12 protein-coding genes are annotated in these 13,327 nt (G+C 34.6%); 8 read left to right on the top strand and 4 right to left on the bottom strand.

What is annotated here, in order from left to right; translation table 11 throughout:
- The first annotated feature begins 17 nt into the window (after positions 1–17).
- The 4 genes from QUF93_RS28640 to QUF93_RS28625 all read left to right on the top strand — a co-directional run bounded on the left by QUF93_RS28640 (position 18) and on the right by QUF93_RS28625 (position 3,041).
- Positions 18–1,205, top strand: coding sequence for a S1C family serine protease (locus QUF93_RS28640; RefSeq protein ID WP_289360939.1), 1,188 nt, complete (start codon positions 18–20; stop codon positions 1,203–1,205).
- A 53-nt stretch (positions 1,206–1,258) separates the two neighbouring features.
- Entirely contained in the window at positions 1,259–1,444 is a 186-nt protein-coding gene (locus QUF93_RS28635) for a CxxH/CxxC protein (RefSeq protein ID WP_289360938.1), read from the top strand.
- 59 nt (positions 1,445–1,503) lie between these two features.
- A complete protein-coding gene (rlmH, locus tag QUF93_RS28630) occupies positions 1,504–1,983 on the top strand; it encodes a 23S rRNA (pseudouridine(1915)-N(3))-methyltransferase RlmH (protein ID WP_002123590.1) in 480 nt (159 codons plus the stop codon).
- Positions 1,984–2,162: 179 nt separating this feature from the next.
- Positions 2,163–3,041, top strand: coding sequence for a radical SAM/SPASM domain-containing protein (locus QUF93_RS28625; RefSeq protein WP_000713629.1), 879 nt, complete (start codon positions 2,163–2,165; stop codon positions 3,039–3,041).
- 37 nt (positions 3,042–3,078) lie between these two features.
- On the opposite strand, the gene pepF is transcribed toward QUF93_RS28625, so the two are convergent.
- A complete protein-coding gene (gene pepF / locus QUF93_RS28620) occupies positions 3,079–4,896 on the bottom strand; it encodes an oligoendopeptidase F (protein ID WP_289360937.1) in 1,818 nt (605 codons plus the stop codon).
- Between the two features lie 139 nt (positions 4,897–5,035).
- Positions 5,036–6,019: a GMP reductase gene (gene guaC / locus QUF93_RS28615; RefSeq protein WP_033712398.1), complete on the bottom strand. Its 984-nt coding sequence runs from the start codon at positions 6,017–6,019 to the stop codon at positions 5,036–5,038.
- Positions 6,020–6,290: 271 nt separating this feature from the next.
- On the opposite strand from guaC, the gene QUF93_RS28610 reads away from it, so the two are divergent.
- Together QUF93_RS28610 and QUF93_RS28605 are read left to right on the top strand one after the other, a co-directional pair.
- On the top strand, positions 6,291–7,286 hold the full coding sequence (locus tag QUF93_RS28610) for a lysozyme inhibitor LprI family protein (RefSeq protein ID WP_289360936.1): 996 nt from the start codon (positions 6,291–6,293) through the stop codon (positions 7,284–7,286).
- 192 nt (positions 7,287–7,478) lie between these two features.
- Positions 7,479–8,924, top strand: a complete 1,446-nt coding sequence (locus QUF93_RS28605; protein WP_289360935.1) for a DEAD/DEAH box helicase — start codon at positions 7,479–7,481, stop codon at positions 8,922–8,924.
- 42 nt (positions 8,925–8,966) lie between these two features.
- Here the strand turns inward: QUF93_RS28605 and QUF93_RS28600 are convergent, their stop codons facing one another.
- Positions 8,967–9,527 carry a DUF1836 domain-containing protein gene (locus tag QUF93_RS28600; protein WP_219921038.1) on the bottom strand — a complete coding sequence of 187 codons (561 nt, stop codon included), beginning with the start codon at positions 9,525–9,527 and terminating at the stop codon, positions 8,967–8,969.
- Positions 9,528–9,691: 164 nt separating this feature from the next.
- Between QUF93_RS28600 and trhA the strand changes: the two genes are divergently transcribed.
- Complete coding sequence (gene trhA / locus QUF93_RS28595; protein ID WP_289360934.1) at positions 9,692–10,339, top strand: PAQR family membrane homeostasis protein TrhA; 648 nt, start codon at positions 9,692–9,694, stop codon at positions 10,337–10,339.
- A 184-nt stretch (positions 10,340–10,523) separates the two neighbouring features.
- A complete protein-coding gene (gene galE, locus QUF93_RS28590; RefSeq protein WP_128283071.1) occupies positions 10,524–11,540 on the top strand; it encodes a UDP-glucose 4-epimerase GalE in 1,017 nt (338 codons plus the stop codon).
- A gap of 50 nt (positions 11,541–11,590) precedes the next feature.
- Here galE and pelG read toward each other — a convergent pair whose 3' ends face one another.
- Positions 11,591–13,048 (bottom strand): exopolysaccharide Pel transporter PelG, encoded by a 1,458-nt coding sequence (gene pelG / locus QUF93_RS28585; RefSeq protein ID WP_289360933.1) that lies wholly within the window; start codon positions 13,046–13,048, stop codon positions 11,591–11,593.
- Between the last annotated feature and the right edge of the window lie 279 nt (positions 13,049–13,327).

Below are 13,327 nucleotides of genomic sequence, written 5' to 3'. Positions count from 1 at the left end.
AAGATAGGTGAACGAATATGTCCTTTATTGATGAAGAAAAATATCGTATTAAACGTGCAGGGAAAAAGAAACATAAAGGTATTGTCATTTCTAGCATAGCGGGGACAATTGTAGGGGCTTCATTATTTGCATTTGGAGCTCCTTTGTTTTCAAATGATGCAGGTAAGCTTCCGCAAGCTGAAGCAAGTGAAAAAAATATGGCTGAAGCTCAAAGTGGAAGTGTTCCTGTTAAACAGATTAGCTTTGTAGACGCTGTTGATCGTGCTTCAGAGGCTGTTGTTGGTGTTATTAACATTCAACGAGATGATTTTTCAGAGGCTGATTCGGAAGCCGGTACAGGCTCTGGTGTGATTTATAAGAAAACAGATGGACATGCGTATATTGTAACGAATAACCACGTTGTTGCCGGGGCGAATCGTATTGAAGTAAGCTTAAGTGACGGTAAGAAAATTCCAGGTAAAGTATTAGGGACCGATGTAGTCACTGATTTAGCGGTACTAGAAATAGATGCGAAGCATGTGAAGAAAGTGATTGAAATTGGCGACTCTAATACTGTTCGTAGAGGAGAACCAGTTATTGCGATTGGAAATCCACTTGGGCTACAATTTTCCGGAACTGTCACACAAGGTATTATTTCGGCCAATGAGCGTATTGTTCCTGTAGATTTAGATCAAGATGGACATTACGATTGGCAAGTAGAAGTATTGCAAACAGATGCGGCAATTAATCCAGGTAATAGTGGTGGAGCGCTTGTAAATGTAGCGGGACAATTAATAGGTATTAACTCAATGAAAATTGCAGCAAAAGAAGTAGAAGGAATTGGACTAGCTATTCCAGTTACGAGAGCTGTTCCTATTATGAATGAGTTAGAAAAGTACGGTAAAGTAAGAAGACCTTATGTTGGGATTGAACTAAGATCATTAAATGAGATTCCGAGTTACTATTGGTCAAAAACGTTACAATTACCAGGTAACGTAACAGAAGGAGTCTGCATTTTAGATGTGAAAAGTCCTTCGCCAGGTACGGATGCGGGTCTTAGAGAACATGATGTTATTGTGGCGGTAGATGGAAAAGCGGTGCACGATATTATTGGGTTCCGCACGGCCTTATATAATAAAAAAATTAATGATAAAATGACCCTTACGTTTTATCGTGGTACAAAACGAGCGACAACAACGGTGAAATTAGGCATTCAAAAGTATTAAAAACAGGAGGGCCTACCTCCTGTTTTCTATTGTAGAAAAGTGAGGTGAAGAATATGAATTTACCTTGTTGTTTAGAACATGTTGAATTAGCATTAGATATCATTGTGGATGAATGTGAAGTTGCACCGGTTATTAACAGTGTGGATAACTCTAAAGAAGAGAAAAAAACATGTGAATTTTGTCAAAATGAGGCGACATATGTTGTATCGAACACAGATTCTCACACAATATGTGGGTAACATTTGTGGATATGTGGATAAGTCCTGTGGATAACGTGTTTGTAAGGTGGGGAATAGATGTGAATATCTCGATTATTTCAATCGGAAAATTAAAAGAAAAATACTTAAAACAAGGTATAGCAGAATACTTAAAACGATTATCTTCTTACGCAAAAGTAGAAGTAATTGAATTGCCAGATGAAAAGGCACCAGAAAATTTAAGTGCAGCAGAAATGTTAATTGTAAAAGAAAAAGAAGGCATACGTATACTGGATAAAATTTCTGATGATACACACGTCATTGCGCTAGCAATAGAAGGAAAACAAAAATCATCAGAAGAATTTGCAGCAAGTATAGATCGCCTTGCTACATATGGAAAGAGCAAAATCACATTTGTAATTGGCGGATCACTGGGGCTTAGTTCTGAAGTAATGAAGCGCTCAAACGAATCTCTTTCTTTCTCAAAGATGACATTACCACATCAATTAATGCGATTAGTATTGCTTGAGCAAGTGTATAGGGCTTTTCGTATTAATCGTGGTGAACCGTATCATAAATAAATTTTTCATTTGTATATAAAGAGTAAAAAAGACCATTGGACAAAAATTACCGATGGTCTTTTAAACATTAATAGATGGTATGTAGATTTCCTAAAATAAGTATGTTTCTATTTCTAAAAAAATATGCTGTAATATGAAGAGGAAAAAGTATAAGTAGTCAGAGAAGTGAGGAATTAAAGGTGAAGAAGTTTAAGAAGTTTTACTTGGAGATTACGAGTGTATGTAATCTTGCGTGCAGCTTTTGTCCGCCGACGGAAAGGCAGAAGCAATTCATTTCTGTGGAGGATTTTGCTAAAAGATTAGACCAAATTAAACCTCACACAGACTACATTTATTTGCACGTGAAGGGTGAGCCGTTGCTCCATCCGAAAATAGATCAACTGTTAGATTTAAGTCATGAAAAAGGGTTTAAAGTTAATATTACAACGAACGGAACGTTAATTAATAAGAGAAGGCATAGATTGTTAAATAAGCCTGCTTTAAGACAAATGAATTTTTCACTGCACAGTTTTGATGGGCATCCAGGTTCGCAAGATAAAGAAGGTTATGTAAGGAGTATACTTTCCTTCATTAGAGAGGCGACAAGTCAATCGGATTTAATTGTTTCACTACGGTTATGGAATTTAACTCAGGATAATAAAACAAATGCTGAAATCCAGAAAAATAGAGATTTATTATCCATCATTGAAAATGAGTTTGGTCTATCTTATCAAATCGAAGAGAAGCTTACACCAGGAAAAGGTATAAAAATTGCGGAACGTGTCTTTATTAATCAAGACTATGAATTCCAGTGGCCGGCATTACATGAAGAAGAGGATGATGGAAAAGGATTCTGTCATGGTCTTCGAAATCAAGCAGGTATTTTAGCGAACGGAACGGTTATTCCTTGTTGTTTAGATGGTGAAGGGATTATTAACCTTGGGAATATTAATAATGACTCATTTTCTAACATTATAGAAGGTGAAAGAGCAACAAACATTGTCGATGGATTTTCGAAAAGAGTTGCAGTAGAAGAGCTATGCAGGAAATGTGGATACCGTAAAAGATTTGGAAAATAAATATGAAACAAGCCCTCATAAAGCGAGGGCTTATTTTTTATTCTTGATAAGAGCGTTCTAATTCATCAATCAAGGAACCGACGTAAGAAACAGCTTTACGGATTGCATCTGGTTTTGACATGTCTACTCCAGCGTGTTTCATTAATTCAAGTGGTTTCATTGTACCGCCTGCACGGAGTACATCAAGCCAGCGATCAACAGCAGGTTGTCCCTCTTCTTTAATCATTTGAGCTACAGTAGTAGATGCAGTTAAGCCCGCAGAATATGTGTAAGAATATAAGCCCATATAATAGTGAGGTTGACGCATCCATGTTAAACCGGCGCCTTCATCAATTTCTACAGAATCTCCCCAGAATGTCGAAAGGACCTTCGTTTTTATTTCAGTTAAAGTTGTAGCTGTGAGTGCTTGCCCTTCTTCTGCTAGGGTATATACTCTTCTTTGATATTCTCCCTCAAGTAGATGGGTAACGAAGTTGTGGTAATATGTGCCGAGTAGTTGCAGAATAACCCATCTGCGCATTCTCTTATCATTAGTAGTCGCTAGTAAATGTTGGGCTAATAGTAATTCATTCATCGTTGATGGTGCTTCAACAAAGTACATAGATGGACGTACATTCATAATGCGCTGATTTTTATTGGCTAAATAAAAATGACCAGCATGCCCAAATTCGTGAGCTAATGTGAAACATCCACGCATCGTATTTTGCCATGTAATTAAAATGTAAGGATGGGAACCATATGGGCTAGAGCAGAAAGCACCTGTTGATTTTCCGATATTATCTGCAAGGTCTACCCATCTTTCCTTAAAGCCTGTTTCAATAATCGTATTATATTCAGGTCCTAATACTTTTAAAGATTCTTGAATTAATTTACCAGCTTCATCGTATGTGATGGTTGGATTAAATTCAGGATCTAACGGTGCGTGTAAATCGCAGAAGAGCATTTGATCGAGACCTAATACTTTCTTTTTTAAATCTGCAAAACGGCGCATATGAGGCGCTAATTCGTTATAAATAATATCTAGTTGGTTGTTATACATTTCAAGTGGAACTTTTTGAGGCTCTAAAAGCATATGGATAACAGATTCGTACTTACGTAAACGAGAAAGTGTCACTTGTTTTTTTACTTCAGTAGCATACGTTGTTGCAACTGTATTTTTATATCGTTTCAATGTGGAAATAAATGATGAATAGGCTTTTCTACGTATATATGCGCTTGGAGAAAATTCATATTTACTTTCAAATAATGCAAACGATACAGGCAAATCATTTCCTTGTTCATCTTGTATAGAAGGAAAATCCATATCGGCTAATTTAGTCATGCCATAAATTTTGTAGGGGGAACTATGAACTTCACCTAGTGCAGCAAGTGCTTCTTCTGTTTCAGGTGAAAGTGTGTGTTGCCTTTTGCTCAGCACTTCTAGTAACGATTTACGGAAAGGCTCGAGTTTTACTTCCTCATTTAAATATTTTTCAATCAATCCCTCTTCAAATGAGAGAATTTCATTATGAATAAAGGCTAGTGCTGTATGTACTTTCGTTCCTAGCGCAGAAATTTTGGAAGAGTTTGCTTGAATAGTTGGGTTTGTCCGATCAGCAGATTCTTTTAAATTTGCATATGAGATCAGTTTTGTTAACTTCATTAAAAGCTCTTCCTCTAAAAGCAGGCAATTTAATAAAGTAGTGGAATTAGTATGTAAGTGTCCTTTAAATGAATCGAGTTTTTGTATATTATTTTCTAATACGCTTAATGCAGTATGCCACTCATCATCGGACTTGTACAAATCGGAAAGATCCCATGTTAGTTCGGTAGGAATTTCTGCACGAATAAGGCGTTTTTCGATTACATGTTTCATTTATTATAGCCCCCTTATTTTAACTATCTAAAAATATGATACTAGAAAATTCAGTTAAATGAAAATGTTTAACGTTTTTATACATAAAAAAAGAAGGACAAGCATATAAAATACTTGTCCTTCGAGTTGAATTTGAAAATTAATATACTTTGTCACCGTTGAAAATAGAGTTTTTCACGACAACATAATCTACAGTACGAATAGCGTCTAATTTTGTTCCGCCAGCGTAAGAGATAGAAGATTGAAGATCTTGTTCCATTTCGACTAAAGTGTCTTCTAAAGAACCTTTATGCTCAACGAACATTTTCTTACCTTCAACGTTTTTCTTCTCACCTTTTTGGAATTCAGAAGCTGAGCCGAAGTACTCTTTATAAAGTTTGCCATCTTTTTCGATTGTTTCCCCTGGAGACTCTTCATGACCAGCGAATAGAGAACCGACCATAACCATAGTCGCCCCAAATCGAATTGATTTAGCTACGTCACCATGTGTACGAATACCACCGTCAGCGATAATTGGCTTACTTGCAGCTTTTGCACACCAGCGAAGTGCAGCTAACTGCCAACCACCAGTTCCAAAGCCTGTTTTAATTTTAGTAATACAAACTTTACCAGGTCCAATACCAACTTTTGTTGCATCAGCACCAGCGTTTTCTAATTCTCTTACCGCTTCTGGAGTTCCAACGTTTCCAGCGATAACGAAGCTTTCTGGTAAATGTTTTTTAATATGTTGAATCATGTTGATCACAGCATTAGAGTGACCATGTGCGATATCGATTGTAATGTATTCAGGTGAAAGTTGCTCAGCAGCTAATTGTTGTACGAATTCGTATTCGTCTTCTTTAACACCAACGCTGATTGAAGCAATTAATCCACGTGATTGCATATCTCTAATGAATGAGATTCGTTTCTCTGGTTGGAAACGATGCATGATATAGAAGTAATTATTTTCAGCTAAATAAGTTGCGATTCTTTCATCTATAATCGTTTGCATATTTGCAGGTACGACAGGTAATTTAAATTTATGTTTTCCTAAAGTGACAGTTGTATCACATTCAGATCGGCTGTTTACAATGCATTTTGCAGGAATTAATTGAATGTCTTCATAGTCAAATACGTTTTCCATCATTTACACCCCTAAAATACGAATATTTTATTTTTATTGATTAAAAATGTTCGTCCATAGGATAATTTACATCATTTTTATGAAGAAGTCAAAGATTTTCTTAACATTTTTTTTGAAATAAGCTAATATCTTTTAAAAATAACGTTAAAAACGAATTTAAATAGTTTTTATATGCATAACGTTCGTTTATAAAAAAGTAAGGAAAGTTGTGATAATTGCATAAAATTGTATGTGTGCTTTTTATTTTGGATGAGGGGGCTGGGGAAATACTATGAAAAAGTTAATACTAACAATAGGAATAACTTTGTTGGTTGTTGCTGGATGCAGCAATAATGATGCATTTGATAAGGCGAAGAAGCAAGGAGATTTAGCACTGGAAAATAAAGAATACGATAGAGCAGTCGCATCTTTTGAATTAGCATTAAAAGAAAATAAGGATGACCGAGAAGTAAGGCTGAAGATGAATCAAACGAATAAAATGATTGAAGTATTGCAGGAAAGTAATATAGACCGGGCAATTTCGTTATTGAGAGAAATTGAAAATGATTCTGCTAGTTCAGTTATATTAGCCAAACAAGCAAAAGAAAAACGAGAAGTTTTAGCTAATCAAAAAGATGAGGAAGAAAAATATAAGCAAATGCTTGCTAAAGTAGAGGAGTTGAAAAACCAACAGAAGTTTGTGGATGTAAAAGAGCAACTGAACGTAATTATTAGGGAAACGAAAGGAAAAGAACAGTTTAAAGTATATTATCAAAATGCAAATGAACAAATTACACAGATTGTGCCCGGGGCAATAGATGTAGATAAAAGAAAAGAGGAGAATCTTAAGGAAGAAAAAGTAAAAGAGGAAAATAAAAATGAAGAGAAGCCGAAAGTAGAAGAGCCTAAGAAAGAAAGTGCTATTACCGGTCAGAAGGTAGAGTATATTACTAAATTAAATAGTATTGAGGAGAGTTTGAAGAAACTCGATTACTTATATGAGAACGGAATTACAACTGAAATGAAAGAGGGTGAGAGCAAAAGATACGAGGCATGGGATAAAGCATTAAATGAGATTTATGGTGTTTTGAAAATGCAACTTCCTACAAATGAAATGAACACTTTGAGAGAGAAACAGCGTGAATGGATTACGTATCGAGATCAAAAGGCGGAGGAAGCTTGGAATGAATCCGGGCAGGGGACATTGTCAGGTTTAGCAAGTATTTCATCGAATGTAAATAGTACGAAGGAAAGGTGCTATCAGTTAGTTGAACAGTATATGAAGTGATAGAGGTTTATTTTTATAATGGAATAATTTTTTGAAATAGAAAATTTCTATATAAAAAGGTGGATCACGAATGATTCGCCTTTTTATGTGAGCTTTCAAGTATAATGAATAAGGTGATAATAACGTATATGATGATTCATTGATAGGAAAAGCGAAAAAAGAAAATAATATAGAATAAAAAGAGGTTAATATATGAGTAAAAAAAGTTTTTCTGATTATGCATTAAGTAAAGAAATTGTAAGAGCACTTACTGGTTTAGGATATGAACATCCAACGGAAGTGCAAGGAGAGGTTATTCCAGTTGCCTTACAAAAGAAAGACCTTGTCGTGAAATCGCAGACTGGAAGTGGAAAAACCGCTTCATTTGGCATACCACTTTGTGAAATGGTGGAGTGGGAAGAGAATAAGCCACAAGCTTTAGTTTTAACACCAACGAGAGAGCTTGCGGTGCAAGTAAAAGAGGATATTACGAATATAGGCCGCTTCAAAAGAATTAAGGCCGCTGCAGTTTATGGTAAATCTCCATTTGCACGTCAAAAGTTAGAGTTAAAGCAAAAGACACATATTGTAGTTGGAACTCCTGGCCGTGTGTTAGATCATATTGAAAAAGGTACTCTTTCTTTAGAGTGTTTGAAGTATTTAGTTATTGATGAAGCAGACGAAATGCTGAATATGGGCTTTATCGATCAAGTAGAGGCAATTATTGACGAGTTACCTACAAAACGAATGACAATGTTATTTTCAGCAACACTTCCAGAAGATGTTGAAAAGTTATCTCGTAAGTATATGGATTCGCCAACGCATATTGAAATTAAGGCTGCTGGGATTACAACAGATAAAATTGAACATACACTTTTTGAGACGAGAGAAGAGGAGAAGCTTTCACTTCTTAAAGATGTAACAACGATTGAGAATCCAGATAGTTGTATTATTTTTTGCCGTACACAAGAAAATGTAGATCACGTATTTAAACAGTTAAATCGCGTTAACTATCCTTGTGACAAAATACATGGTGGTATGGTACAAGAAGATCGTTTTGAAGTTATGGACGATTTTAGAAAAGGAAAGTTCCGTTATTTAGTAGCGACAGACGTAGCAGCTAGAGGAATTGATATTGATAATATTACACATGTTATTAACTATGATATTCCATTAGAAAAAGAAAGTTATGTACATCGTACGGGAAGAACGGGACGAGCTGGTAATAAAGGAAAAGCTATTACATTTGTAACGCCGTATGAAAATAGATTTTTAGAAGAGATTGAAGAATACATCGGATTTGAAATTCCAAAGGCACTTGCACCTTCAAAAGAAGAAGTTATGAAAGGGAAAGCAGTATTTGAGGAAAAGATACATGCTAAACCAATTATAAAGAAAGATAAAAATGCGGACCTAAACAAAGGAATTATGAAATTGTACTTTAATGGCGGGAAGAAAAAGAAAATTAGGGCGGTAGATTTCGTCGGTACAATTGCTAAAATTAAAGGTGTTACTGCAGAAGATATAGGCATTATTACAATACAAGACAATGTTTCTTACGTTGAAATATTAAATGGAAAAGGGCCACTTGTTTTAAAAATCATGAAAAACACAACGATTAAAGGGAAACAATTAAAGGTTCATGAAGCAATTAAGTAAACAAAAAAACTATCCACTTCAAACAGGTGGATAGTTTTTTGTTTAAGATTCTTTGAGATCATCGACTAGTTTCTCTGCTAAACGTCTATACATATTACTCATAGTCACGAAGGATGTTAGTAATAAAAACTTTTCTAGTGTTGGATCTTCTAAGGAAGAAACCTCGTTTACTTCCGTAACACGGTTATTTACGTCTTGCTTAAAGCTTTCAACGTTGGTTTCAGTAAGAGAAAGATAATCTTTATATAGAGTATTTAATTCGAATGTATCATCGTTTATTAACGGTGCATTTATATTTTCTAAGGAGCTTTTTATATCATTAATGGAAAGTGCTCCTTTTAATTGATAAATTAAGCTGATTAAAATCATATGTTCTTTTGAATACTTTTTATTTTTGATAGGGATGAATAGTTTCCCTTTTGCGTAATTGTTAATCATTGTTTTTGTTAATACTTTTTCATCATCAGTTCTCGTTGTATCCGCATAAGTATTCTCAAATAATTGGACAACTTGGTCTACATATAAGTCGACATTTGGGATATCCTCAAGTTTAATATTTTTTTCTAAATGTAATGATTCAAGTAATTTATTTATATTTTCCACGTAGAACCCCTCACTTTTATAACTTAGTGGAACTTAATGTTTAGTATATCTTTAAATATGGTATTACGAAACAAATGAAATGTAAATGTTGACCCGTATAGATAATGTGTATATAATTACATGTAGTTATTAAAACTACATGTAATTATATGAGGGGTGTTTATATGAATGCTTATGTAAGAGAACCGGTTAATGCATTTACTCACTTAGGAGGAGCTGTATTATCATTTATTGCATTATTAGCTATGCTTGTGAAAGTTTCTGTTAAGATGCCATCTGTTGCTGCAATTACAGCTGTTATTTTATTTGGTATCGGGATGATGGTCCTTTATATGGCGTCAGCTGTGTATCATAGTGTTATAGCCAGTGAACGTGTTATTTATTTCTTTAGGAAACTAGATCATTCTATGATTTTTATATTAATTGCAGGTACATATGCACCCTTTTGCTTAATTACATTAAATTCGGCAAATGGTTTACTACTATTTTGTTTAGTTTATGCAACTGCGATTTGTGGTATTGTTTTTAAAATGTTTTGGTTTAATTGTCCAAGATGGTTATCGACAGCAATTTATCTTCTGATGGGTTGGTTAATTGTTCTATTCTTTGCACCGTTAGCTGAGAATTTAAGTACAGGAGGTATTATTTTCTTAGTACTTGGAGGCATTTTTTATACAATTGGTGGGTTTATTTACGGTGCGAAGCCAAAATGGTTGGAGTTTAAATATATGGGACACCATGAAATTTTTCATGTTTTTGTATTGTTAGGTAGTCTTGCGCATTTTCTAAGTGTATATTGTTACGTAATTTGATCAAAAAACGCCACGCGATGTCTGTTATGTGGCGTTTTTTTATTACTTGATTGGAATCGTGTATTGTACAAAATAATTATGGTGTAAAATATAAGTTTCTGTGTTCGCATAATAAACATATGATAAGAAATATGTGATATACTTTGAGAAGTTTATAATGAATGGAATATGGAGGACTATAATTATGGCAATACTTGTAACAGGTGGAGCAGGATATATTGGTAGTCATACATGCGTAGAATTACTAAAAAACGGTTACGAAATTATAGTAGTAGATAATCTTTCGAATAGCTCAGTAGAGTCTATAAATCGAGTGAAAGATATAACAGGAAAACAGTTTAAGTTTTATAAAGAAGATATTTTAAATCGCGAAGCACTTGATACGATTTTTGAAGAAAATACAATTGAAGCTGTTATTCACTTTGCAGGCTTTAAGGCTGTAGGGGAATCAGTAGCAATTCCGTTAACGTATTATCATAACAACATTACAAGCACATTAGTGCTATGTGAAGTGATGCAGAAGCATAATGTGAAGAAGATGATCTTCAGTTCATCTGCAACAGTGTATGGTATCCCAGAAACATCACCAATTACGGAGGAGTTTCCATTAAGTGCAACAAATCCATATGGTCAAACAAAATTAATGATTGAACAGATTATGCGTGATGTAGCATTTGCGGATGCAGAATGGAGTATCGCATTACTTCGTTATTTCAACCCATTTGGTGCGCATGAAAGTGGGCGTATTGGAGAAGATCCAAACGGAATTCCAAATAACTTAATGCCATATGTAACACAAGTAGCGGTAGGTAAGTTAAAAGAATTAAGTGTATTTGGAAATGACTATCCAACAAAAGATGGCACGGGTGTCCGTGATTATATTCATGTTGTAGACTTAGCAAATGGACATGTAAAGGCACTTGAAAAGGTACTTGGCACTACTGGGATAGATGCATACAATCTCGGTACAGGTACTGGTTATAGTGTATTAGAAATGGTTGAAGCATTTGAAAAAGTTTCAGGCAAGGAAGTTCCTTATAAAATTACGGAACGTCGTCCTGGTGATGTTGCAGTATGTTTTGCAGATGCATCGAAAGCAAAGCGCGAATTAGGATGGGAAGCAATACGCGGATTAGAAGAGATGTGTGCAGACTCTTGGAGATGGCAATCAAATAACAAAAATGGCTATCTAGAAGTTTAATATACAGATAAAAAAATGACCTTTTTGCAGGAGCAAAAGGTCATTTTTATTTATTTATTTCCATTAAGTTTATTAGCACATTTAGTAAAGAAAGTTCGCTGTTTTATAGGAACGTTTGACTGGCAAAACGTGTAGTAATCAATATCTTTAATGTAAGTAAAGAGTCTAGAAATAGCATATAAGAATGTAATGGATGATCCGAGTGCAAAACTAATACCGTAACCATTGAATCCAAATGGAAGTAGAAGAAGACTTAATAACAGGTTTGCAAAAAAGAACAGGGCTGATGTTCGAAAGGCACCTTTACGATCTTCAAAATATAAGAGTAGTAAAGTGATAACGAGGACCATCCCGTTTGCATAAGCACCAATTATAGTCAGCTGCAAAATAGAGTATTCAAGTGTCATTTTCCCAGATTGTGAACTAAACATAAATATTATAAAAATAATAAGTAAAGAAAAAATACCTTGATTACGAAGTATTCGTTCCATTTCTTGTTTGAGGACAAAGTTCATCGAATCTTTTAATTGTAAAATTGTATTTAATGTCGCCCCATTGTTAACTGAACCGAAGAACTTCTTATACCTTTCATAAAACCTTGTTTCAATGGATACTACGAAGAAAATATAGGTTGGGATAATGCTTAAATAAGCCCAGAAAACAGAGGTATCATACATTTGATGATAAATAAATGTGTTTTCAATATTTCCTCGTCCTTCCCCGAACCAAATAACAAAGTTACATACCCAAATGCCAATATTGTAAAGTAAGCTTGACCAAAATAGTTCTGGATATTTATCTAAATAAGAAAGAAAGGTAAATTGTTCAGTAGCATCACTATTTGGAAACATTCGCACAATAACTATACTTAACCAGACTAATGTAATGAAGGTCCCGATTGTAAAAGCAATTAAAAGTAATAGGGCAAATCCATGTTCTAGTCCAAGTGTTGGATGCCAGTAAGCTATAAGCGCAATTCCAGATAAGGAGAAAATTGAACCAATTAAAAATGCAAGAGCGATGGACTGATAATCTTTAGCTGCTGTTAAATAAATGGATTGAATCCAAATGATGTTTAAAGATAAAAATAAAAATAGCATCACGATTTTATAATACAAGGCTAATGGTGTGAAAATTGTAAACAAAAGCCATAAGATAATAGCTAAAAAAAGTGTGATTTTCGTCATTCCTAAAAAGGAAGAAAATACTTTATCACCTTTTTGCTCGTATAAAAGGTCAGCCACATATCTAGTTACGATGAGCTGCAAGGCACCATATATGATTTGAGAAAAAATAAAGCAATATGAAATTGAAATTGTGAAAAGGCGCTGTTCCTCAATTGAAATAGAATGGAACAAACTTAAAATGTATCGAATAGCTGTTACTGCTAAAATAACGACTAACCAAGGACCAGCTGTAACAAATAATGAAAATCCGTACGCTTTTATTCTTGAAGAATAGTAGTCTTCTTGGAATAATTTTTGTAAACGAAATCCTATTCCTGCCATGTTTTTTCACCTCTTTCTAAGTAAAGCTTACGATAACTATCAACGACACCTGATAATTGATAGTGTGCTTCAATACGATTGCGCCCATTCTATCCCGCTATTTGTGGGCAGTAAAACTCCCATCTCAAAATTCAGGTAGAGCAAAGAAGTTAGGTGGAAGCCCTGCTGCCCGTAAACGCCCGATTGGTGAGGGCTGATTAAAGTTTCACTTTATAATATTCTATGTTAGAAATTAGTAGAGTGAGATAGGGAAAATGCAGCATCCTAATAATTTTTTAT

The organism is Bacillus hominis (assembly GCF_030348325.1).
GTDB classification, from domain to species: domain Bacteria; phylum Bacillota; class Bacilli; order Bacillales; family Bacillaceae_G; genus Bacillus_A; species Bacillus_A hominis.
Note: the sequence above shows the minus strand (reverse complement) of the source record. Positions and strands in the feature narration are given on the sequence as shown.

Excerpts from the sequence above, each read along its gene's own strand:
- QUF93_RS28640 (WP_289360939.1), top strand. The coding sequence starts at position 18 with ATGTCCTTTATTGATGAAGAAAAATATCGTATTAAACGTGCAGGGAAA.
- QUF93_RS28635 (WP_289360938.1), top strand. The coding sequence starts at position 1,259 with ATGAATTTACCTTGTTGTTTAGAACATGTTGAATTAGCATTAGATATC.
- pepF (WP_289360937.1), bottom strand. The coding sequence starts at position 4,896 with ATGAAACATGTAATCGAAAAACGCCTTATTCGTGCAGAAATTCCTACC.
- guaC (WP_033712398.1), bottom strand. The coding sequence starts at position 6,019 with ATGGAAAACGTATTTGACTATGAAGACATTCAATTAATTCCTGCAAAA.
- QUF93_RS28610 (WP_289360936.1), top strand. The coding sequence starts at position 6,291 with ATGAAAAAGTTAATACTAACAATAGGAATAACTTTGTTGGTTGTTGCT.
- QUF93_RS28605 (WP_289360935.1), top strand. The coding sequence starts at position 7,479 with ATGAGTAAAAAAAGTTTTTCTGATTATGCATTAAGTAAAGAAATTGTA.
- trhA (WP_289360934.1), top strand. The coding sequence starts at position 9,692 with ATGAATGCTTATGTAAGAGAACCGGTTAATGCATTTACTCACTTAGGA.
- galE (WP_128283071.1), top strand. The coding sequence starts at position 10,524 with ATGGCAATACTTGTAACAGGTGGAGCAGGATATATTGGTAGTCATACA.
- pelG (WP_289360933.1), bottom strand. The coding sequence starts at position 13,048 with ATGGCAGGAATAGGATTTCGTTTACAAAAATTATTCCAAGAAGACTAC.